A 21,488-nucleotide genomic window follows, 5' to 3' on the forward strand; every position below is an offset into this window, starting at 1 on the left:
CCCGCTGCCGGTCTGTCGTGATAACGGCAAGATTATAAACTGTTTTTTTTGCTTGTCTCAGACCGAAGGATGATAAGCAAATAACGCCGGCGCACCGCCAGTATGAATAAACAGCAGTGGCCCTTCACGACGGAAACGGTTCTGACTGATGCCGTCCAGCAGGCCCGCCATCGCTTTACCGGTGTAGACCGGGTCCAGCAGAATACCTTCCAGCCGTGCCAGCAGTTTCACCGCCGCCATGCCTTCGTCGTTTGGCTCGCCGTAGCGCGGCGCAAAGTAGTCATCCCACAGGGTAATCGGTGCCTTAGCCTGCACTTCCAGCGTCTCCGCCAGCGACTGACGCAGCCGCTCAACCAGCGGTAACTGCGCCTCAGTCTGGCGTGAAACGGTGACGCCCACCAGCTCGGTCTCCGGCAACAGATGCTCCAGACCCACCGCCAGACCGGCATGGGTGCCGGCACTGCCCGAAGCGACCACCACGGCGGCGAAATCAACCACGCCTTCGCTCTGATGGGCAATCTCCTGCGCGCACTCCACATAGCCTAGCGCACCCAGCGCATTGGAGCCGCCGACCGGCACGATGTAAGGGCGGAATCCCTGGGCTTCAAGCCGCGCAGCCTGCTCAGCCAGCTGTTCCGCAGGGTTGTGCAGCGCATCGACCATGATCACTTCCGCGTCCATCAGCTCCAGCAGCAGCCGGTTACCGTTGCTCAGGTAGTTTTCAGCATGGGTACCAATCGGATTTTCCAGCAGTGCAACGCATTTCAGGCCAAGACGGGCTGCAACGGCAGCGGTCTGCCGCACATGGTTGGACTGAATCGCGCCAGCGGTTAGCAGCACATCCGCGCCTTCGCGCAGCGCATCGGCCGCCAGAAATTCCAGCTTACGCAGTTTGTTGCCGCCCATCGCCACGGGCGTGACATCGTCGCGCTTAATGAAAATATCGCGGCCCAGATAGTCGGAGAGTCGCGGCAGGTGCTCTAACGGCGTCGGTGCGCCCAGCAGCTCAAGCCGGGGAAACTGGTGTAACAGATGTAAAGACAATGCTGCCTCCATTCGGGCATTGGAAATTATCCTTACAGTGTTGCAGAAGATGCGAAAAGGATCACTCTGATTCAGGTGGCGTGAGATGCGGTGACAGGCGTGCTCCCCCGCCCCGCCATTTTTTTCAGATTAAAAATGGCAGGAACGCACCGGCGGTGCGCAGGGGGAGCAATGGGTGTGCAGCAGGGATCTAGCCCTGTTGCCACCCTAAAAACTGATCGTATTTGCGCAGAGCAATACGGTAATTGTTATTGCCCGCATCCGGCAGGTCGCTTTCCAGACATTGATGCCAGCTATTGCCCTGTAGCCGATCGGCCGGGAAATTTTTTGCCTTCAGCATGTCGTCAAGCCGACGCAGCCGCACCACGTATTCACGAATGGTGCTGGGGCTCATCTCTGTCTGTTCGAACAGGTACTGTTTGAACGCCATAATGTCGAAGTAATTAGGATGGGTATTGCAAAAAATATCGCTGCAAAAGCGACAGAGCGCAGTCAGTTCTGGCTGAAGTTTCAGCCACAGTGGCTCATCAATCATCTGGTCCATCCGAGCGATGGCCTCTTTATTGATGATCTGGCCGCGAAAAACGAGCGCCATACGATCTAATACCTTGCCACAGTGTGAACAGTTGCTCTGGCTGTGTTTATAGTCTTTAAGATAACGACTTAACGGTCTGGCCTTGGTCTTGGCTCCCATTGCTGAGTCCCCGGTTTCTTATATTTTTGAATCGCCAGGAACTGATACTGCTAGCGCGCTCCCGTAAGTCGGGCCCGCAGGCGTTTAATCGCCTGACTGTGCAGCTGGCTGACACGGGATTCCCCCACATCAAGTACCGCGCCAATCTCTTTCAGGTTCAGTTCTTCCTGGTAGTACAGTGTCAGCACCATCTTTTCACGATCGGGTAACGCTTCGATCGCTTCAATGACGCGCTCACGCAGACTCCCTTCCATCAACTGATGAAGCGGGTTGGCCTCTTCATGCCCTTCCGTCACCAGCTCCGCACTGTCGCCATGTTCTTCCCGATACTCATCGTAGGAGAAGAGCTGACTGTTGTTGGTGTCCAGCAGGATCTGCCGGTACTCCTCCATTGAAACATTCAACTGCTCAGCGACTTCCTGCTCGGAGGCAGCACGACCCAGCGCCTGTTCCACCTTATGCATTGCTCCGGCCACCTCGCGCGCGTTTCGACGCACGCTGCGTGGAGCCCAGTCCCGGCTGCGAAGCTCATCCAGCATTGCGCCACGGATACGCTGCACGGCATAGGTGGTAAAGGCCGTACCCTGTAGCGCGTCGTAGCGCTCCACGGCATTTAACAGGCCGATACCTCCCGCTTGCAGCAAATCGTCCAGCTCAACGCTGGCTGGCAGACGCACCTGCAGGCGCAGCGCTTCATGGCGCACCAGCGGGACGTAGCGCTGCCAGAGCGAATGCTTGTCCATCACGCCTTCGGCGGTATAGAGATCGTTCACGTTGACTACCCTGCGTTAATGAAGTTATCGGCATGATTATCCAATTCTGTAGGGTTATTGATTGGGGGAATAGGCGGGGTAAAACGAGGTTATTTCATTTTTGTTATCTGCAGGGGCAAATCCGTCTGCCCCTGATGTGGACTAGCGTCGCGCCCGCAGCCGCTGGCGGGTGGCGGGAGGAACTGCCGACCACAGGGTGCAGACGCGACCATCAAGTTCCTGATAATAAGGGCTGATGTTTTCCTGCGCCTCGTCACCCGGATGCACCTGAATCTGCCCCGATTCACCATCGATGCTGATTAGCCGATTGATAAACAGTCGTTGTAGATCGCTGCGCAAAAATAAACCGTTATCGATACTGTTATCCGCCAGCACCCCTTCGTCATTCTCCTGCGTGTCGATGTGGCACGCTTCCACCCACGGCCAGTTGTGCCGTTCGGTGAGTCGGGTTCCGGTCATCACACAGCCACCGTAACGCGCTTTTACCCCCGCGCTGAACTCCGCCTGGCTGGCGCGCTGTAGCACCCGCGCTTTCACCCGCCGCCCCACTTCGGTCCCCGGCATCACCGCCGCCGGGACTTTATGCTGGGGCGTGCTCAACACCACGATGAACTGGATGCGCCGCGACTGCGGAAAGCAGGGATTCGCCTGCGGGTTAAACAGCTGCCAGTAGGCCTCGTCTTCATCCTGATACATCAGCACCAGTTTGTAGCCACGACTGTTGATCAGGTTCTGGGCGGTAGCCGAATGGGGATCGATCATCGCGAACACCTGAGTGCTGCCCATCACCTTCCACAGATTGTCGCGTTTCTCTTTCTCGCTGCGCCGGAAATAGAGAAAGGAGAGATTCTGCTTCAGGTAGTGCTCAAAGCGGCGCAGGTAATTTTTACGTTCATTATCGTTGGCGATGAACAGCAGATCCTCCAGCGGACTGTTGCTCTCTTCCTGCGCAAACACCGCACGGATTTTCAGGGTGCGAAAGCTGGTTGACGGGCTGAGCAGCGCGCGCGCCGTCAGCTCCTTCTCCTCAGGGTATTGCTGGGCATAGCGCAGCGCGATCTCCTCAAAGGTCAGCCGCTCACCCGGTAACAAGTCATAATTGAAGCGCATAGACACTCCACAAAATAAGGAAAATGGATCAAAAGTGATGTTGTTCTGCAAGGAGTTATCGGCAGGCTGGAGGGGAACTGTAACCGGGTGGTGAATAAGCGCAGCGCGGTGTATTTTTTGCTGACATTGCGCCGGCTCTGCTGTCAGGGATCTCAGCAACTGTGCCGGCATGGCTACCCCGTGGCACGGGGGTTAATTCTGCTGGAAAGCTATGCCTGCACCTCTGAAGACCGGGTGTGTTACTGGCCCGACTCTTTTAGCCGGGCTTTGACATCAACAATTGGGTTCAGAAGCGGTACCACCGCCCGACGATAACGCTGACGGATTTTTGCGCTGAGTGGCCGTTTCGCCATAATGCTGGTCCAGATCGCCCGTTTTTGTCTGTTGTGATTGTCAACATCATCAAACTGCTGAATGGTGGTATGTTGCGCCACGTCATGCAGTAACACCGGCGCAGGATAGACAGCCAATAACCGGAATGCGCCATGCTCCTCGAACAGACACCATTTATCAGCGGCCATCCAGACCGGATAAAGCAGCTTCAGCAGCCGTCTGGCGGCTTCGAGATTAATCACATAAGCATGAGACGTGGTCGCGCTGTGTACCGGAAATAAACTGGCGGCTGGCGTAACCGGTGCAACAACCTTATTAACATATTTATTAACTTGCGATAACAGTACCAGCACAGGGCTATTTTCTGGCAACTGTAATGAGGGGCTGTTTAATATTTCCGGTAACTGTTCAGTTAGCAGCGCGTCATCTTCCAGAATCAATGCCTGCGCAATGTTTTCATCAACCATTTTCCGGTAAATATTGATATGGCTCAATGCACAGCCTATTTCACCAGGTTTAAACGCATAGTTAACCGGCCGCGTATGCTGGGAAATTTCTTTCTCACTCAGTGCTTTACCATTAACGGCATCAATAAACTCATAGGCTATTCCTGCCTTATGGCACTGTGCGGAAATCATGGCACGGCGTTCAGTGGATGAAGCGAGGTTGATAATGAAGGTCTTCATTGCGGAGTTATTTACGCCCTGGTAACTAAATGTGTCAGAAACGACAAGCATACCGTTATCAGGCTTAATACTGAAGATTTAAAAATGCTAAGTCGCACTGAATGCAGAGAAATTAGCCTCATTTGCGAATTTTAAAATTAACCCCGCTAACGCGGGGTCGTATTTACTTCAATAATAACAGCAGTGACAGGTCATCGTTGACTTTGGTTTTATTGATTTCGGCGATGAAGGCAGCGGCAGATTGCGGATTGTGTTTGGTAATAGAATGATAGCTGTAAATGATATTAATCATATCATCTTCGTTCATCTCTCCGACCAGCTCAACATTGGCGGCAATCAGTGATTTAAGTAAAAACCATTCTGCCGTCAGCAGATAGAGGCTAAGTAAGTGGCTACGGCCTTCGTCATTGGGGAAAAAATCATCGTAAATGCGGTACTGAACATAGTTGTTCATTATCCACGGACGTTCGGCGAGCCACGGCATCACTTTATGCTGCCAGGCATGGTCCAGTCGTATCATCGACTGGTGAATGTCATCCGACTGCGCGCCTTCCGCCTGAATATAAATCAGCTTATTTACGTAGTGGTTCAGCGTTGGCCAGCCCCGCTTATCCGCCATGACCCCGAGATAGCTCTGAAGCCTTAACAACAGCGACCACTGCAAATTGTAATCTGGCTTCAACTGTGCAATTTGTTGCCTGATCTCGCCCTGCTCTAAACCCGCCAGCGTTTGAGAAAAATAGTGCTCCATCTGCGCAACCCGATCCTCGCTTGCGTTCAGTTTCTCCACGCCCAGCAGGAAACTGGCCAGCGCGTACAGCGCCTCATCAAGCTGAACGCCGCTAAACTTAACAATGTAAAGGCACATCAAATTAAGCAGCTTTTTCTCCTGATCGAGATCCTTCGCCTTAAAGCCTTCTGGCAGACGTCTGAGCGTTTCCCCGAACAGCATCGCATCGGGCGAGGCGAAGAGCTGTCGCGTGGCTTCCGGGCAGGATAACGCGAGGGTTCGTTGCTGCTCAGATTTAAAGGTATTCGCCGCTCTTGGGTAGGTGGCGCAGGTAGGACTTAATGCTGATTCACCTAACGTTGCGTGGACTTTACACAACCGGTTTTCATCCATAAAGGCACAATTACCTGCAGCATTCAGCTTCATCACTCCCCAGCTGGCATGGCTTTTACGGGTCGTGATGATGTTTTCAGCCGCCAGCGTCTTAATTTCAATCCGGGAAGATTTCAGATAACGATTGACCGTCGACTTATCGAGAGTGATATCCCAGCCTTTACAACAGTGATCGCGGCACGCGCTGCCAATACATTTAAAGGCACTGACAAACAGCGGTTCAACGACAGTGATATTTTTCATTATTTACCTGCTCAACAGAGGCGCTTAACAGAATGCGGCACAGTGTCAGGATAATAAGTCAGCGGGCAGCGATTGATGGGTGGAGAAACCGCTAAAAAAGCGGCTAATCACAGGCATAAAAAAACCCCGCCGAAGCGGGGTTTGACGTTCAGAGTAGAGGCGATTAGCCCTGCAGCAGAGACAGAACCTGCTGTGGAACCTGGTTAGCTTTCGCCAACACTGAGTTACCCGCCTGCTGAATGATCTGCGCTTTAGACATGTTTGAAACTTCGGTCGCGTAGTCAGCATCCTGAATACGAGACTGTGCTTCAGACAGGTTAGTAGTGGTGTTGTTCAAGTTAGTTACCGCTGAATCCAGACGGTTCTGAATCGCACCCAGTGAAGAACGGAATTTATCAACGCTGGCAATCGCGTCATCCAGCTTGGCCAGTGGGTCAGTGGTAGAACCAGAAACCATATTATTCAGATTCAGCTTAGTGGTATCCAGACTAAACGCTGCTGTTGTACCTGCTGAAGTATCAGCATCTTTCGGATCTAAGGCGATATAGTATTCTTTAGCAACGCCAGTACTGGTACCTGCGTCATATTCACTTTCGAATCCATTTGCTTTGAGGCTATTCACTTCAGCAGCACTGCCAGGAGTGATAGTAACTTTAGCAAACAAGTTTCCATTATCATCGGCAACGGCAGCATTCGCAATGGCTACGCTACCGCTATCTACTCCAAGGCGAGTAGCCAGATCGTCACCAGAAGCAGCTTCAGCAACTGAAGTAGTTGTCATTTTGGTGGTTGCACCGTAGTAGCTCTGTAGGTTTGCAGTTGAAGGTCCAGACAAAGTTCCAGTCTTACTTACAGGACCAGTAACATTGAAAGTGCTCAAACCTAAAGTAGAAGAGTCAATTTTCTTCAGGTCGATAGTGATAGTTTCGCCATCGTTCGCGCCAACCTGGATTTTCATAGCGCCATCTTTCGCCAGCACGTTCACGCCGTTGAACTGGGTCTGGCCAGATACGCGGTCAATCTCGTCCAGACGTGATTTGATTTCGTCCTGGATTGAAGATTTGTCAGAATCAGAGTTGGTGCCGTTCTGAGCCTGAACAGTCAGCTCACGGATACGCTGTAAGTTGTTGTTGATTTCTGACAGCGCGCCTTCAGTGGTCTGCGCAGCAGAGATACCGTCGTTGGCGTTACGCGCAGCCTGAGTCAGGCCCTTGATGTTAGAGGTGAAACGGTTGGCAATTGCCTGACCAGCAGCGTCATCTTTTGCGCTGTTGATACGTAAACCAGAAGACAGACGCTCGATAGAAGTAGACAGAGCTGACTGGTTCTTGTTGATGTTGTTCTGAGTGATCAGCGAGAGGCTGTTGGTATTAATGACTTGGGCCATGATAAATTTTCCTGTTAATCAAGTCTTTCGGTTAAGGTGTGGGCTTCAACCCGCCGGCTTCAGCGCCGTCAAAGTTGTTATCGTCTGCCGTTAAACAACCTTTAGAATTTTTTTAGTACCAGGCGAATTTTTTTGCTTCAACCTGTCACGCTTTTGGTTATCGCCACCCTGCCGCACTTCTTTAGACTTAATTGATTAATTTTCTAGTCGTTGAAATACCCTTCTCTATATGCCCTATTTACCTCATTACCCTAAGGCAAATAACCTTAAACTTTCGTTAATCAAGGCCGATAACTCAGGTATTCAAACTCCGTGTCGACCATATAAGGAAGCAACATGGCTACTATCTCCACCCTGGGTATCGGTTCAGGACTCGATTTAAGTACGATTCTGGATAATTTGCAGGCATCTGAAAAAGCGTCGCTGACACCGATCTCAACCCAGCAGAGCGCCTATACCGCTAAGCTCAGCGCTTACGGTACGCTCTCCAGCGCGCTGACGACCTTTCAGACCGCGAATACCGCGCTGAACAGCGCCGATCTGTTTAGCTCCACCACCGCCACCAGCACCGGCAGCGCCTTTAGCGCCACCACCGCGAGCGGCGCCGTAGCCGGCAGCTATACCATTAGCGTGTCGAAGCTGGCGCAGGCGCAAACCCTGACTTCCGGCGTGCAGAGCAGCAACACCGCCGTACTGGGCGACAGCTCAGCGGCCAGCCGTACGCTCTCTATCAAGCTGGCTGACGGCACCAGTAAAGATATTACGCTCACCAGCGATCAGACCTCGCTGAGCGGTATGCGTGACGCGATCAATAAAGCGGGTGCCGGCGTGAGCGCCAGCATCATTAAATCGGGTGACGGTGAATATCGGCTCTCATTAACGGCGGCGAAAACCGGTGAGAAATATGCGGTCTCCTCCGTGACCGTGACCGGCGACGATACGCTGCAAAACGTTGTGGGTTTTGATGCCACTAAAACCGATGCAGATAATCCTATGGATCTGAGCGTGGCGGCACAGGATGCCCAACTGACGGTGAATAATGTTGCCATCACCAGCAGCAGCAACACCATCAGCGACGCCTTAGAGGGCATCACCCTTAATCTGAAAGACACCACCACCACCAGCCAGACCCTGAACGTCGCTAAAGACACCAGCAAGGTGACGACGGCGCTCTCTACCTTTGTTGATGCGTACAATACCCTGCTCGATCAGTTCAACAGCCTGACCAAATATACCGCTGTTGATGTGGGTGCAACGGCGCAGGATACCAGCAACGGCGCGCTGGTGGGCGACAGTACGCTGCGCACTATACAGACGCAGTTAAAAGGTCTGCTGACTAATGCCGCGAGCTCATCCAGCTATAAAACCCTATCGCAGATTGGTATCTCTTCAGACCCGACCACCGGTGCACTGAAGCTGGACTCGGCGGTACTGAAAACCGCCTTAGATAAAGATCCTGACGGCATTAAAGAGATGATGATCGGCGACGGCAAAACCACCGGCATCACCACCAAAATCGCCACTAACCTGACCGGCTGGCTCTCATCAACCGGCATCATTCAGGCGGCGAAGGATGGCGTGAGCAAGACGCTCAACAACCTGACCGATCAGTACAACAAAATGAGCACTCGCATCGACAACCTGATTGCCCGCTATAAGGCGCAATTTACCCAGCTCGATGTGACGATGAGTTCACTCAACAGCACCAGTAGCTACCTGACTCAGCAGTTTGACAACATGACGTCAAGCAGTTCCAAATCGTAAGGAGTGACCATGTACAGCGCTACAGGCACCAAAGCCTATGCAAAAATTGGCGTGGAAAGCGCCGTGATGAGCGCCAGCCAGCACCAGTTGGTGGTTATGCTGTTTGATGGCGCGCTCAGCGCGCTGATTCGCGCTCGCCTGTTTATGCAGGATGGCAATATTGAAGGCAAAGGTAATTCCCTTTCCAAAGCTATCAATATTATTGAAGGAGGCCTCAAACAGGGCCTCAGTGAAAACAGTGGTGATGAGCTGGCAGACAACCTGCTGGGTCTTTACAACTACATGACGCGTCGTCTGTTGCAGGCCAACCTGCACAATGATGCAGAAGCTATCGAAGAAGTCGAAGGCTTACTGCGCAACATCGCCGACGCGTGGAAAGAAGTGGTTCAACCTAACCTGATTCAGGACGCCGTTTAATGACTATTGCACCGCATCTGATTGCCGTTTACCAACAGTTACTCGATCTCAGCCAGGGAATGCTGCGTCACGCCGCACAGGGCGAATGGGATGAATTGATCAGCAGGGAGATGGACTATGTCAGCGCGGTGCAATCGTTAGCACAATCGACAGAAGCTGCCGCTCCTTCCGTTCAGGTTCAGGAGCAGCTGCGTCCGGTATTGCGTCATATTCTGGATAATGAGAGTGAAGTGAAACGCCTGCTGCAGGCGCGGATGGATGAGCTGGCCTCGCTGGTCGGCCAGAATGCGCGCCAGAAATCGGTGCTTTCTGCCTACGGTAAGCAAGGCGGTGTTGTGATGGTACCGCGCGAAACCCTCTCCTGATTGCTGCTCTCTCCCGCCGCCAGATTTATTTCTCTGCGCGGCGCCTCTTTTCTGCCGCTTACTCCATACTTGATTCTCATCATCCCCTGGAGTGCAGTAGATGCAAAACCCGACGTTATTACAGTTTTTCCATTGGTATTATCCGGATGGCGGCAAACTGTGGCCGGAAATCGCCGATCGCGCGGCCTGGCTCAGCGAAATCGGCATCACCATGGCCTGGCTGCCGCCGAGCTATAAAGGGGAATCGGGTGGCTATTCGGTCGGTTACGACAGCTATGACCTGTTTGACCTCGGTGAATTTGATCAGAAAGGCAGCGTTGCCACCAAATATGGCGATAAACAGCAGTTACTGGCGGCAGCAGATGCCTTGCGCAGCCACAACGTCGGCGTGCTGCTGGATGTGGTACTCAACCATAAAATGGGTGCCGATGAAAAAGAGCAGATCCGCATCAACCGCGTCAATCCGGACAACCGTGATGAAATTTACGACGAGGTGGTGGAGTGCGAAGCCTGGACGAAGTTCACCTACCCGGTGCGCGCCGGTGAATATTCTAAATTCGTCTGGGATCATAAATGCTTTAGCGGCGTCGACCATATCGAAAATCCGGATGAAAACGGCGTCTTTAAAATCATTAATGATTACACCGCCGAAGGCTGGAACGATCAGGTGGATAATGAGCTGGGTAACTTCGACTATCTGATGGGCGCGAACATCGATTTCCGCAATAAAGCGGTGAGCGAAGAGCTGAAATACTGGGCGCGCTGGGTGATGGAACAGGTGCCGTGTACCGGCTTTCGTCTGGATGCGGTGAAACATATCCCGGCCTGGTTCTATAAAGCCTGGATCGACCACATTCAGGAAGTGGCCGAAGAGCCGATGTTCATCGTCGCGGAATACTGGTCGTTTGAAACCGACAAGCTGCAGGAATATGTGCATCAGGTGGAAGGCAAAACCATGCTGTTTGATGCGCCACTGCACATGAACTTCCACCAGGCGTCAACCGCAGGCAGCGCTTACGATCTGAGTCAGATCTTTGCTAATTCGCTGGTGGTGGCCGATCCCTGGCATGCGGTGACGATCGTCGCCAACCACGATACCCAGCCGCTACAGTCGCTGGAAGCGCCGGTGGAAGCCTGGTTTAAACCGCTGGCTTACGCGCTGATCCTGCTGCGAGAACAAGGGGTACCGACCATTTTCTATCCCGATCTGTTCGGCGCCAGTTACGAAGATACCGGTGGCGACGGTGAGAAGCATAAGATTGAGATGCCGGTGATCCCGGAGCTGGAAGGGTTAATCCGGGCGCGCCAGCAGTATGGCTGGGGCGTACAGACCGACTATTTCGATCATCCTAACTGCGTTGCCTTTAGCCGCAGCGGAACCGAAACGCAGCCGGGCTGTGTGGTAATCATGTCGAATGGCGAGGCGGGCGAAAAAGCCGTGGCGATGGGTGAAGGCTATGCCGGCAAGGTATGGCGCGATCATCTGGCAAACCGTGAAGAAACGATTACCGCCGATGATCAGGGTAATGCAGTGTTTGTCTGTAACGGCGGCAGCGTCAGCGTCTGGGTCGTCGCAGAGTAGTGCCTCTTCTGGCAGGGCCGCGGCCCTGCCAGATCACATTATTGCGATAAGGCCGCCGCATTGTTATCGGTAATGTGGGTCCGCAGCAGCTGCGGTTCAATATTCTGAATGATGGCGGCTTTTGGCTGCTTCGCCACCTCCTCCAGCGCCTGCTGGCACTCAAGGGTCGGACGATCCACTTTGCGCAGCGTCAGCCCGTCATAACTCAGTTCACCGTTATCCACCACCAGCGGCATCACCCGAACCTGACGCGTTACGTTAACGTAATCACCGCTCAGCAACGTCAGTTTGCCGGGTTTGGCAATCACTCGCTGCCACTGACGGCAATCCAGCGTACTGCCATCCGCATTGACAATAAGCGAGCCCATTGCCTGATCGCTAATCAGCTTTCCCTGAGGCCCGACGGTTTGCCAGTTACCCTGAAGATTCGCCGGCGCCGGCGTTTGCACCGCACTGTCATAATCGTTGATTTGCGCACAACCGCCCAGTGCCAGCGTGGCAATCAGCATCCACTTTTTCATGTTTAATCCCTAAGATCGCGTCAATGGCGGCTACGTTATAATTTTTCCACGCCAGTGCGCAAGGTATCCGGCTGATCCAGCCGCGCCCGGCGCGTTTTTTTTCATTGTCTTGTATAAAGTCGGCGTCAGTACCGTTGTTCTGCCACGCCGTAGCATCGCTTCCTGACAAGGCTGGCGCAACCCGCTACACTGGCGGGCTGCAACAGATATTCAGGAACCCGGCTATGAAAACCCCAGAAGCGTATTACGCGCAGGCGCGCGACATGTTCTTTACCGCTCATCCCGATTTCCAGGCAGCGCTGGATGAGCTGACCGAAAGCGACGCCCGCGCGGCCAATCTTTCCCTGCGTCAGTTGCGTGAATGGCACGCTGAACGCATCTATGCGGCTTTTTTACGTCAGAAAAATCTGGATGGGATGATCTTTTCGATACAGCTGGCTGAGCCAGATAAAGCGGTGGCGGCTGAGGCGATTGAGACCTATCTCAAATCACATGCTGAATCGCTGGGCATGAGCTGGGAAGAGTTTTGCATCAAAAACGAGCTCTGATCGGCCAGTCTTGTAAGGTGTATTTTTTATACACCTCCAACCAGTGAGATAACCGCCGATAAAGTTGTACAAGGACGAGGAAAGTGTATAACTTCATCCTACGACTTCGGTCGTGATTGTCCTTGAACGAATAGTGCTTTTGCACTGCCTCTGGAGGTGTTGCTGGATTTCACCTCCAGAGGCGAATTTTTTTCTCCGGCTACTCCTCTTCTGCCATCTTTCCTTTTACTTCCACATATTGTGCCACTGCCAGCAGACGATTAATGTGCGTCAGCAGCAGGTCTACGTCAGACTGCAAAAAGTCGGTCGACGAACGTGACGCCGTGACAATAGCATCCTGAACCGTCTCGCTAATCGTCAGCGTGTTGTCCTGTTTGGCCTGCACCAGTAACGCAGCAACGAGCAGCGATTGCGCTTCAAGCTGGGCGGTCAGCTCTTTCGCGTCGACGTCCATCTTTGCCAGTTTAAGCAGAATATCAATGACCAGTTGTCGCATCGCACTTCTCCAGATGTTTGAGCTGCCATTATGTCGTGATGATGCAGTAATAAGCCAGATCAAGATGCAGTCCGGCATGACATAAAAATATTTCCCGTAATCGGGCGCGCCGCCTTGCCACTGTTTTTATTTACAGTATTATATCCCAGCGATTTTGCCCTGAATGGATTGCCATCATGTTTGTTGAGTTGATTTATGACAAGCGTAACGTAGCCGGTTTACCGGGTGCGCGCGAGATGATTCTCGAAGAGCTGGAAAAGCGGGTGCATCGGGTGTTTCCTGACATTGAAGTTAAGGTCAAACCGATGGAACGTAACGCTATTGATACGGATTTGAGTAAGAACGACAAAGCGACGATTGCGCGGATAGTTGAAGAGATGTTCGACGAAGCGGAAATGTGGCTGGTGGCCGATTAATCCCTTAATGGCCACCGCATCAGTTAGCGGGAGATCACTTAACTCTCCTGCTCGCTGTGATTAATTTCGATCTCAATGTCCTGGATGGCCGCATCCAGATCTTCCAGCATCTTACCCTGCTTGTTGAGTAGCGCATCGATGCGATCGGCGTTAACTTTGTCTTTGTATTCGCCCGCGTCGAAGGCTAACCAATGTGCTGACAGCGTCTCGGTGTTGGTTTGCGCATAGTGGCGCATCTCTTTCAGCTGAGAGGTGACATCACGCAGGTAATCATTTTTGCTCTTGGTTTCTGTTGAATCGCTCATGCTAAATGTCCTTCTGGTTAGTTATCCAAAGTGATTTGGCGTAGCGGTTCATCAACCGGCCAATCTGCGGGCCTTTTCTTCGCACAATACAGCGAAAGAAAATGTCGCCCGGAGATTTAAAACTAGTCGATAATAGCGAAGCCGCACTAAGAATAATCGGAAGTTATGGCCTGGGTTGCGAATGCATCGGTGACACTTCTTTTTCAATCACTACCTCTTTGACTTTATCCACCGTTTTGATCGCCGTGCGGTCCGGTAACGCATCAAGTTTGTGTTGTAACGTCGTCACCTGATTAGTCAGCAAATCGACCCGGGCATCACGTTTTGCCGCTATATTGCGATACTCCTGCCGAATCTCTGCCACTCGCCGGTTGGCCGTATTGCTGACATAAAGAAACAGAATCGTCATCAGCACGCAGATCATCGAGCAGCCCAGCATCACGCCGCCGAGGATAATTTTTCGCTTGTTTAACAGGGTTGTAGCAGGACTATTTATCGTCACCATCGCTGCGATCCTCCAGAGTTGAGATAAGGCGATCGACCTCGTTGCGAAACTTATCGCTGTGATCGGCCTCTGTCATTGCCAGCAGTATCCCTAACGCATTCTTGATAAGCCGAAGATCGGTTTCGAGCATGGAGATACGCCGCAAATTTTTATCGTGCCGTTCTCGTAGCTCGTCGTTCTCTTCTCGTATCAGCAGATTGCTCTCCTTCAGCAACACCACCTGTTCTTTATAACTGGTTATAATTTCGCCGCCGGCCCGATTACTGGTCACGATTGACGCGATACCCGCCAATAATGGTTTCCAGAACAGTGCCGCCGCGCCCCCACCCAAAACCAACGCACCCATACTGGTAATTAAACTACTTTCCATGCCGCACCCCTCTACCCGGTAAGGTCACTGGAACACCACGGCGTGCAACAACAGGCACGTCCCCTGCCTGAAATTTAAGATTGCTTAAATGCCAGGGTTAAGTATACTTAAGTCATTCTTAACCTGAATGTCAAGCAGATGAAAAACGAAACGCTGGGCGACCGTATTCGCCACCGACGAAAAAACCTGGGATTAACGCAGAAGCAATTGGCGGAACAGGTAAAAGTGTCCCATGTGGCGATCTCACAATGGGAAAAAGAGGAGACGTTACCGCGTGGTGAAAATCTGCTGCGGCTGTCGGAATCGCTGGGATGCGCGCCTGCCTATCTGATAGATGGCGATGGTCCTGTTTTTAGCGAAAGCAGATTTGCCGGCCTGCATCAGATTCCGTTGCTCAATCAGCGCGACGTCGCCCGGTGGCTGAATGACGCCACTTCGGTGAAGTATGATTTGCTGATGCATAACGACATGGCGCTCTCTCAGCAGAGCTTTGCCCTGCGGGTTGAGGAACAGGCCATGACGCCTGCTATCAGGCACAATGATGTGGTGATCATCGATCCGGCCGTCTCACCGCTGCCCGGCGACAGCGTGCTGGCGCTGCAGCAGAACAGCGCACTGCTGCGTACATACCGGCAACGCAGCAGTGAGAGCGGTGTTGTGCAGTTTGAGCTGGCACCGGAGAACATCGACTTTCCACTGCTGCATTCCCGTCGCGATGGCATAAAGCTGGCCGGCACGCTGGTAGAACTGCGCCGCTATCGTTAGCGGACATAAAAAAACCCGCTACGCTGCGGGTTAATTCCAACAAAGTTCACATTTTACTACGGCAAAAGTCGGACAACTTATAACGCGTCAGTCAGCTTATCCACCACCACATTGCCATGCAGATCGGTTTGCGTGATGCGATAGCCGACACACCATGAACGGCGGGTGCTCAGTTTATCGAACAGGGTCACGCCGCCTTTTTTGACGCCGTGCGGGCTGACGATGGTCCACTCAGTGACCTCTTCCTGACCGCGATTGTTCAGGCTCAGGGTACGGTTTTTAATCAGCTGATCGTCAGCTTCAATCTTTAAATAGTCTCGTAACATAATTTCTATCTCCTGGTAACGCAGGTCACTATATGCCTTTTATTAATCTGTTCAATCGAATTTATTAATCGATTAATTTGTGACCTGCCGCACGCCAGATAACAGATTTGTCCATTCCCGCGCCGGTTCTACCCCGTTAGCATGATCCCGCTACACACTGACACGCAACGAATAAAGCCGTGCAGCACACGAGAGAAAACTCCGATTCAGCCCGCTTCGTGCGGGCTTTTTTTTATCTGAACGTGGACCCGCCTGCCAGCATCTGTTGGCTGGTCTAGACTTAACGGACAGAAAAAAAAGGAGTGAAGTATGTTTAAACATAAAACCAATGAAGAACGTAAACACGAAGGTGAAGTCAGTAAAAGCCTGCCGGAAGCGGCGCCACATGTCGGCAATGCCTATGAAGAGGACGATCATCCCGCTACTGATGCGCCAAAAGATCATGGCGAAGTGCCGCGTAAGAACGATGATAGTCAGGATGATAAAAAAGATCCCTACAAAGCGCAGTAGTGAAGAGATCGCGCCCCACGCAGGGGCGCATTGTGGTTTAGCGGAAGGCTACAGCGTATCGAGGTAATGATCCGGAAAAGGTACGCCCGATTTTTCCAGACGGGACAATTTCTGGGTGATGTCGTTTCTTATCGTTTCATCGCCCTCCTGCCAGTAAGATTTCACCACCGCTAATACCTGCTCTGCAGTCTGCGGCGTAAACCCTGACGCTTCATCGGCCTGCAGCACCTGATGAATTTTCTCATTCATCTCTCGAAGATTGATCATCTCATCCTCCTCGTTGAAAAAAGATAAGTATAGTTCAGGCTATTCTGTGCCGTGTCCGGCGCTGATTCAGGGCTGACGGAATGGACAAAAAAAATGCTGCAGCGTGATGAGGTTTGAGTTGATGAAGAAAACAGTTTTAGTACTCGCTTTAATGATGGTGGCCGGCTGTGTGGATACCGGTCGGGTTGGATTACATCCGCAAGTTAAAACCGCCTATTTTAATGCGCATCCTGATCAGGTGCAGTCCTGTCTCTACTCAGCTGCCATCAGCCGGCACCTTTATCTGGATCAGGACGATCCGCTACCTGGCGGTACGCAACGCTATAACCTTGAACAAGGTGACGGAACCGTTATCGCCTGGGTCGAAATAGCCAAATTTAGCCACAGCGAAACCAGCACTGAATTTTTTTATGACCCGCACGCCGCCGACATCAGCGCATCGGTAGCGGCCCTGATCGATGAGTGTAAAAAAGCGCAGTGAACGCATTCATCGGGCTGCCTGAAACCTGAGCGCATCACATCTGGGGCCAGAGGGCCTTAACCGGGTTTCACTCGTTATTGCCTGAAAAGGCGCGCATCGATATTTGAGCTAAGGCTGTTTTCAACGCGGTAGTTGATACGACTGTTTGCTTTCCGTCTGCTCAAGGTGCAGGAACTCGCGGTTACTTTATTTTTTCACAGTCGTAGCTGCCGCGAATTTTTATCTGACTCGGGCTGGTACGGACGATTTCAGCCTCTAACTCCGATTTACCCTCACGGGTCACCAGATCCATATCGATCATGCCTGGCGCTTTGGTGTTTTTGACCCGCCAGTGAAGCCTGACGTTATCGTCATCGTTTTTTGCTTTGAGAAAGGTGGTGCTCTTTATCTTCGCGCTGGCACCATTAACCGTGACTGCGCCCTTTTCATCAGACTCGATTTTGAAAGGTCCGCATTGCAGCGGCGTGCCAGCAGTAGCAGACAGAGATGTCAGTAACAGTAATCCGGCGATCGTTTTTATCATTGTTGCGGTGTCCTGCTGATGGCTGAGAAGGTCTGTGTGGCAGGCAATTGCTACCCACTATAGGTGGCATAATTTTCGCTCACTATCGGTGAAATGACCAAACGTCTTGATCCCTGATGCGGCGCATAAAGACCATTACTTAATGAGCAAAATGGGTCAGGAGCATTCACCCCACTGTCAGCATGCCTTCCACTTATGCTAATGATATTTAAGCATTATTTATGAAAATAAGATAATGGCATCTTTTTATAAAAAAACGTAAAGACAAAATCGCAGAGTTTAAATAGCCTAAAGAGCAGCTTTTAGTTCAATCATCTCACCATTGAATGTGCAAGCTTAGCCCTACACTTCACTTTGTCAGACAACTGCCCTTGGTTGCTTAGCACAAGTCTCTTTAACCTTTGACTGAACCTTTTTACGCCAAAATTAAGACAAGTCTCACAATTTACTTGATCTTTACCCTTTTTTAACAGAAATTTAATTACTGGTTTTTATCTGAAGAGGTCTTGCATGTCGCAAGCATCACCTGAACTCAATGGCGCAGGCATTGCCCAGACGTATCCTACATCGATATCTTCGTCTCGCGTTATTTTTGCAGGACAACTTAGAGCTATTGCCTTTTTATGCGTAGTCATTGTTCACTGGTTAGGAATTTACTCTTTAGATCATGAGTTCATTAGTAAAGTGACTGGAGCTTCAGGCAACAATATTGGTAACCCCAGTTACTATCTATCATTGGTTCCACCACTCCCCTATTTTAATTACGGCCCATTCGGCGTTTCGGTGTTCTTTCTGATTAGCGGATTTGTTATTTCCTATTCTTTAAGAAAAAAAAGCAGAAGCGGATACTTAAAATCACGAGCCTTAAGAATTTATCCTACATATATAGCTTGCTCTGTCATCATGATGGCTGTATATGCTTCCAGCCATGCGTACTGGGGAAGTGAAGCTCAGATAGGATTAAGCCGTTTCATTCTTAATATCTCTCTGTTAGGCTCTTTATTCAATTATGAAAGCATCGATTACGTTAACTGGACGCTTTCTATTGAGATAAAATTTTATTTATGCTGCGCCATAATATATAGCGCGTTAAAAAACGCCGCTCTGATAAAAGTTATTGCAATGCCTTTTTTATTCATGGCTGTGACAGTTATAACCAGCCATTTTCAGATAGGATCATCTGAACAAGGGCATTTTTCCTTTGACGCGCTAAAAATTGAACTTATGTATGTATCTTATATGATACTGGGTGTGCTGATAAACTTTTTTTATGAGAGAAAGATCACTTCTGGCGAGTTCATTGCTTCTACTATTATCGTTTCTCTCTGCGTCGCCGCCTCATGGAAGATTGGCCCCCAGGCTAATCAATTTATAGGCACCGGCGTCAATTATATATATGGGTACATATTTTTCTTTGTAGCCTTCCTGCTAAATAAACACATTAAAGAAAACAGGGTTATTTCTTTCTTATCAGAAATAAGTTATTCGTTTTATGCGCTTCACTCAGTCATCGGCTATTGCATAATACGGTGGATGGAAAGCATGGGTTTCCATTACCTCTATTCGCTAACTGTTGCTTTTACTTCGGTATTAGTAATTTCTTATATTATGTACATAACCATTGAGAAAAAAAGCATTAAACTAAGCAAGAAAATAAATTAGTATACACGGCAGATGAAAATTAATCCTTGCAATTAATATTTGCTTATTTATTTTTTGGTTGATCTGCCGAAAAAAATAACAGATCTCATACTCTCGTTACTGGCGTGATCTGTGATCCTGCATCATCGGAGTGATCACGGATCGAAAACTCTAAAAAAATCAGGCAGCACGTAAATATCTTTTAGTTGAAGACTACATGATCCGTACATAGCCGTCCCCACAAGGGTGACTTGCTTCCCGATTATTAGTACACCTCGATGTCAGTGATGTTTTCATCAACAATACTCAAGATAACCGCATGAAGAATCATTTCCAACGCATAAGACGTTTGGCGAGATGGAATACCGGAAATGAAGCCGCTTAAATCACTTAAAGAGTGATAACTTCCGCTTCATGAAGCTGCTTGCCGATGCCATGCCGGATCAAAAGGGGCTTAAGTTGGCCCGCGGCGAAAGTTCTGACGAAAGACCAAAAACGGTAAATTGTGGCAGCAACGGGGCTGTCACAAGGCTATGCCTTCGGCTGGCAGGTTTGGCTCTTTCAACCTGTCACGCTTCGACCAGTGATTTAATGCCGTTGTCGCGGATTACCTTGCGGCGCAGGCGCACAGTGATGTCGTACCGGCGCACCCATTGGTTGTTGATGAGCTCGGGGAAGCCTTCAATTAGCTGTAATCAGCGAGTGAAAGCTCTTTTTGTTTGAGTGCCTCATTGTTCTGCTCGATCTTAAGGCCGTCGCGAAACAGGTTTGCGATGGACTGACTTTGAGGGCCATAGAAGGATACGAGCGTTTCGATAACTTCGTGACGCCAGAGTTGATCGCTTTCTTCAGTCTGATTAGTGAATGCGGGGCTTTGTCGGAGGTGAAGCCGATAATGCCGAATCCGCACAAGTTTTTATCGGCTGCCAGCAGCGCGGCCTAAGTTGCGTCCAGCTTGGTCGCACCATGCCCGATGGATAGCCTTGAAGTTTGATCTATGAAGCCGGATGTCGTCTTTTGGTATCTCCATAGCAATACTGTTATCATTGGTAAATGTGGAATTTAAGGTTCTTAATGGTTTCCAGTCGTTGCGTTTTAGAACTAATAACTTTATAAGAACTATTTATAAAATACATTTCAGGAGTTCCAATGTCAGCATCAAAAGATTTTCTGATGTCAGTTTATGAAAGATGTAATGATCATATAAAAGAGCAGTCTTCTAAAAGAGATCAAACCATTGCTTTCTATCTGGTTATCTTGTCGTTTTACATTGGTTCATATACAGCCTTCAGCAAAATGATATCCAGCCAATATTCAGCTATATTTTTAAATTTAGTTATATGTATGATCGGAGGAATGGTAATAAGAACCCTCTCTGGCTTGCGCTCTTGGCAAATGCAATATACTGACTCGGCCCTGGCACTTAATAAAATACTTTCAAGGAATGAATTTGATTTCAGTGATGTCAACGAAAGCATTAAGCATTTCTTCCAAAAGCAGAACCAAAAATATAGCAATATGGATTTTAGAGGGATGTTAAAAGGTATTGAGAACAGAGTTATATTTTGCATGATCCTAATATCTGGATTTCCGACTGCTATATTGGTCAAAGAAATATTCTTGCTATTGAAGGTCAACAATGATTTATTGACCGCAACCGTTAAAGTGTTGGTCTATTTCACGTATGTCTTATATTACCTCTATAATACAAGAAAGATTATACGCCGTTCTGCTAACCAACCAACATGGATCGTCAATTTTGAATAAGGTTATTTTCGAAAACAACATGCTATCTGTCTCAGTTGATAAAATGAGACATCTTAAGTTGCATCAAAAAAATGGTGGTGTTGTAATAATAGCCGCCCACGAAAATAAATATGCAATCATTCAACACATCAGGAATAGTGAGGTTTTATACGAATTTCCTCGCGGATTCCTTGAGGCTGGAGAAAGCCATTTAATTGGCGGCGAAAGAGAACTGAAAGAAGAACTGAATTTAGAATCATCTAATAGTCATTTACTTGGACAACTATTAACTGACTCAGGATTAATCTCAGATAATATCCAGGTGATTCTTTGCGAAGTTGATGATATAGATCAACTCTCCCCTCAAAAAAATGAAGGCATCATGTGCTGTAAATTCTACTCACGCGAAGAGATCTTTGACATGATCAAACAAGGTTTAATAAAAGATAACTTCACTTTATCATCCATTATTTTATTGATTACTAAAAATTCAAGTTAAGACCCCTTGCTGAAATTGTACGAAAAAGCCGCCTGCTCTTTGCAAACC

General features: G+C 49.9%; 28 protein-coding genes. 12 read left to right on the plus strand and 16 right to left on the minus strand.

Annotated elements, in window-relative coordinates; all coding sequences use genetic code 11:
* Positions 1 to 57 precede the first annotated feature (57 nt).
* From ACX3P5_RS10590 to ACX3P5_RS10620, 7 genes are all read right to left on the minus strand, one after another.
* Complete coding sequence (locus ACX3P5_RS10590) at positions 58 to 1,044, minus strand: D-cysteine desulfhydrase (protein WP_233987842.1); 987 nt, start codon at positions 1,042 to 1,044, stop codon at positions 58 to 60.
* Positions 1,045 to 1,234: 190 nt separating this feature from the next.
* Positions 1,235 to 1,738, minus strand: a complete 504-nt coding sequence (gene fliZ / locus ACX3P5_RS10595; RefSeq protein ID WP_233987841.1) for a flagella biosynthesis regulatory protein FliZ — start codon at positions 1,736 to 1,738, stop codon at positions 1,235 to 1,237.
* A gap of 50 nt (positions 1,739 to 1,788) precedes the next feature.
* Positions 1,789 to 2,511 carry an RNA polymerase sigma factor FliA gene (locus ACX3P5_RS10600; RefSeq protein ID WP_233987840.1) on the minus strand — a complete coding sequence of 241 codons (723 nt, stop codon included), beginning with the start codon at positions 2,509 to 2,511 and terminating at the stop codon, positions 1,789 to 1,791.
* A gap of 141 nt (positions 2,512 to 2,652) precedes the next feature.
* Positions 2,653 to 3,621, minus strand: coding sequence for an HNH endonuclease signature motif containing protein (locus tag ACX3P5_RS10605; RefSeq protein ID WP_233987839.1), 969 nt, complete (start codon positions 3,619 to 3,621; stop codon positions 2,653 to 2,655).
* Between the two features lie 239 nt (positions 3,622 to 3,860).
* Positions 3,861 to 4,640, minus strand: coding sequence for a glycosyltransferase family 25 protein (locus ACX3P5_RS10610; RefSeq protein ID WP_458968669.1), 780 nt, complete (start codon positions 4,638 to 4,640; stop codon positions 3,861 to 3,863).
* 163 nt (positions 4,641 to 4,803) lie between these two features.
* A complete protein-coding gene (gene fliB / locus ACX3P5_RS10615) occupies positions 4,804 to 6,006 on the minus strand; it encodes a flagellin lysine-N-methylase (protein ID WP_458968670.1) in 1,203 nt (400 codons plus the stop codon).
* A 163-nt stretch (positions 6,007 to 6,169) separates the two neighbouring features.
* Positions 6,170 to 7,393, minus strand: coding sequence for a FliC/FljB family flagellin (locus ACX3P5_RS10620; RefSeq protein WP_458968671.1), 1,224 nt, complete (start codon positions 7,391 to 7,393; stop codon positions 6,170 to 6,172).
* A 336-nt stretch (positions 7,394 to 7,729) separates the two neighbouring features.
* Between ACX3P5_RS10620 and fliD the strand changes: the two genes are divergently transcribed.
* From fliD to amyA, 4 genes are all read left to right on the plus strand, one after another.
* The gene (gene fliD, locus ACX3P5_RS10625) at positions 7,730 to 9,157 is read left to right on the plus strand and encodes a flagellar filament capping protein FliD (RefSeq protein WP_458968672.1); all 1,428 of its coding nucleotides are present in this window, start codon (positions 7,730 to 7,732) and stop codon (positions 9,155 to 9,157) included.
* 9 nt (positions 9,158 to 9,166) lie between these two features.
* The gene (fliS, locus tag ACX3P5_RS10630) at positions 9,167 to 9,574 is read left to right on the plus strand and encodes a flagellar export chaperone FliS (RefSeq protein WP_233987835.1); all 408 of its coding nucleotides are present in this window, start codon (positions 9,167 to 9,169) and stop codon (positions 9,572 to 9,574) included.
* Positions 9,574 to 9,939: a flagella biosynthesis regulatory protein FliT gene (gene fliT, locus ACX3P5_RS10635; protein WP_233987834.1), complete on the plus strand. Its 366-nt coding sequence runs from the start codon at positions 9,574 to 9,576 to the stop codon at positions 9,937 to 9,939. Before fliS ends, fliT begins: the two co-directional genes overlap by 1 nt.
* Before the next feature lie 100 nt (positions 9,940 to 10,039).
* A complete protein-coding gene (amyA, locus tag ACX3P5_RS10640) occupies positions 10,040 to 11,521 on the plus strand; it encodes an alpha-amylase (RefSeq protein ID WP_458968673.1) in 1,482 nt (493 codons plus the stop codon).
* Between the two features lie 38 nt (positions 11,522 to 11,559).
* Here the strand turns inward: amyA and yedD are convergent, their stop codons facing one another.
* Positions 11,560 to 12,042 (minus strand): lipoprotein YedD, encoded by a 483-nt coding sequence (gene yedD, locus ACX3P5_RS10645; RefSeq protein ID WP_233987832.1) that lies wholly within the window; start codon positions 12,040 to 12,042, stop codon positions 11,560 to 11,562.
* Positions 12,043 to 12,266: 224 nt separating this feature from the next.
* Between yedD and ACX3P5_RS10650 the strand changes: the two genes are divergently transcribed.
* The gene (locus ACX3P5_RS10650; RefSeq protein ID WP_094121754.1) at positions 12,267 to 12,590 is read left to right on the plus strand and encodes a DUF6388 family protein; all 324 of its coding nucleotides are present in this window, start codon (positions 12,267 to 12,269) and stop codon (positions 12,588 to 12,590) included.
* A 199-nt stretch (positions 12,591 to 12,789) separates the two neighbouring features.
* On the opposite strand, the gene iraP is transcribed toward ACX3P5_RS10650, so the two are convergent.
* Entirely contained in the window at positions 12,790 to 13,086 is a 297-nt protein-coding gene (iraP, locus tag ACX3P5_RS10655) for an anti-adapter protein IraP (RefSeq protein WP_233987831.1), read from the minus strand.
* A 176-nt stretch (positions 13,087 to 13,262) separates the two neighbouring features.
* Between iraP and ACX3P5_RS10660 the strand changes: the two genes are divergently transcribed.
* Entirely contained in the window at positions 13,263 to 13,502 is a 240-nt protein-coding gene (locus tag ACX3P5_RS10660; protein WP_031375086.1) for a DinI-like family protein, read from the plus strand.
* Positions 13,503 to 13,540: 38 nt separating this feature from the next.
* Here ACX3P5_RS10660 and ACX3P5_RS10665 read toward each other — a convergent pair whose 3' ends face one another.
* From ACX3P5_RS10665 to ACX3P5_RS10675, 3 genes are all read right to left on the minus strand, one after another.
* Positions 13,541 to 13,807 (minus strand): hypothetical protein, encoded by a 267-nt coding sequence (locus ACX3P5_RS10665; RefSeq protein ID WP_094121756.1) that lies wholly within the window; start codon positions 13,805 to 13,807, stop codon positions 13,541 to 13,543.
* A gap of 163 nt (positions 13,808 to 13,970) precedes the next feature.
* Positions 13,971 to 14,312: a hypothetical protein gene (locus ACX3P5_RS10670; RefSeq protein ID WP_233987830.1), complete on the minus strand. Its 342-nt coding sequence runs from the start codon at positions 14,310 to 14,312 to the stop codon at positions 13,971 to 13,973.
* Positions 14,296 to 14,682 carry a hypothetical protein gene (locus tag ACX3P5_RS10675; protein WP_233987829.1) on the minus strand — a complete coding sequence of 129 codons (387 nt, stop codon included), beginning with the start codon at positions 14,680 to 14,682 and terminating at the stop codon, positions 14,296 to 14,298. The genes ACX3P5_RS10670 and ACX3P5_RS10675 overlap by 17 nt, the downstream gene beginning before the upstream one ends.
* A 138-nt stretch (positions 14,683 to 14,820) precedes the next feature.
* Between ACX3P5_RS10675 and ACX3P5_RS10680 the strand changes: the two genes are divergently transcribed.
* Entirely contained in the window at positions 14,821 to 15,447 is a 627-nt protein-coding gene (locus ACX3P5_RS10680; protein WP_458968674.1) for a helix-turn-helix domain-containing protein, read from the plus strand.
* A 77-nt stretch (positions 15,448 to 15,524) separates the two neighbouring features.
* Here ACX3P5_RS10680 and ACX3P5_RS10685 read toward each other — a convergent pair whose 3' ends face one another.
* On the minus strand, positions 15,525 to 15,773 hold the full coding sequence (locus ACX3P5_RS10685) for a hypothetical protein (RefSeq protein ID WP_233987827.1): 249 nt from the start codon (positions 15,771 to 15,773) through the stop codon (positions 15,525 to 15,527).
* Between the two features lie 309 nt (positions 15,774 to 16,082).
* Here ACX3P5_RS10685 and ACX3P5_RS10690 point away from each other — a divergent pair, with 309 nt between their 5' ends.
* Entirely contained in the window at positions 16,083 to 16,283 is a 201-nt protein-coding gene (locus ACX3P5_RS10690) for a hypothetical protein (protein ID WP_094121761.1), read from the plus strand.
* Between the two features lie 48 nt (positions 16,284 to 16,331).
* On the opposite strand, the gene ACX3P5_RS10695 is transcribed toward ACX3P5_RS10690, so the two are convergent.
* Entirely contained in the window at positions 16,332 to 16,550 is a 219-nt protein-coding gene (locus tag ACX3P5_RS10695; protein ID WP_458968675.1) for a hypothetical protein, read from the minus strand.
* A 121-nt stretch (positions 16,551 to 16,671) separates the two neighbouring features.
* On the opposite strand from ACX3P5_RS10695, the gene ACX3P5_RS10700 reads away from it, so the two are divergent.
* Positions 16,672 to 17,031: a hypothetical protein gene (locus ACX3P5_RS10700; protein ID WP_458968676.1), complete on the plus strand. Its 360-nt coding sequence runs from the start codon at positions 16,672 to 16,674 to the stop codon at positions 17,029 to 17,031.
* Positions 17,032 to 17,212: 181 nt separating this feature from the next.
* Here ACX3P5_RS10700 and ACX3P5_RS10705 read toward each other — a convergent pair whose 3' ends face one another.
* On the minus strand, positions 17,213 to 17,554 hold the full coding sequence (locus tag ACX3P5_RS10705) for a hypothetical protein (protein ID WP_233987824.1): 342 nt from the start codon (positions 17,552 to 17,554) through the stop codon (positions 17,213 to 17,215).
* 510 nt (positions 17,555 to 18,064) lie between these two features.
* Here ACX3P5_RS10705 and ACX3P5_RS10710 point away from each other — a divergent pair.
* Complete coding sequence (locus ACX3P5_RS10710) at positions 18,065 to 19,216, plus strand: acyltransferase family protein (protein WP_458968677.1); 1,152 nt, start codon at positions 18,065 to 18,067, stop codon at positions 19,214 to 19,216.
* 664 nt (positions 19,217 to 19,880) lie between these two features.
* On the opposite strand, the gene ACX3P5_RS10715 is transcribed toward ACX3P5_RS10710, so the two are convergent.
* On the minus strand, positions 19,881 to 20,105 hold the full coding sequence (locus ACX3P5_RS10715; RefSeq protein WP_458968678.1) for a phage neck terminator protein: 225 nt from the start codon (positions 20,103 to 20,105) through the stop codon (positions 19,881 to 19,883).
* A 239-nt stretch (positions 20,106 to 20,344) separates the two neighbouring features.
* Here ACX3P5_RS10715 and ACX3P5_RS10720 point away from each other — a divergent pair, with 239 nt between their 5' ends.
* Both ACX3P5_RS10720 and ACX3P5_RS10725 read left to right on the plus strand, forming a co-directional pair.
* Positions 20,345 to 20,962: a hypothetical protein gene (locus ACX3P5_RS10720; RefSeq protein ID WP_262287628.1), complete on the plus strand. Its 618-nt coding sequence runs from the start codon at positions 20,345 to 20,347 to the stop codon at positions 20,960 to 20,962.
* The gene (locus tag ACX3P5_RS10725) at positions 20,955 to 21,440 is read left to right on the plus strand and encodes an NUDIX hydrolase (RefSeq protein WP_262287627.1); all 486 of its coding nucleotides are present in this window, start codon (positions 20,955 to 20,957) and stop codon (positions 21,438 to 21,440) included. The genes ACX3P5_RS10720 and ACX3P5_RS10725 overlap by 8 nt, the downstream gene beginning before the upstream one ends.
* Positions 21,441 to 21,488: the final 48 nt, after the last annotated feature.

The sequence above is a fragment of the Pantoea sp. S-LA4 genome (assembly GCF_054482835.1).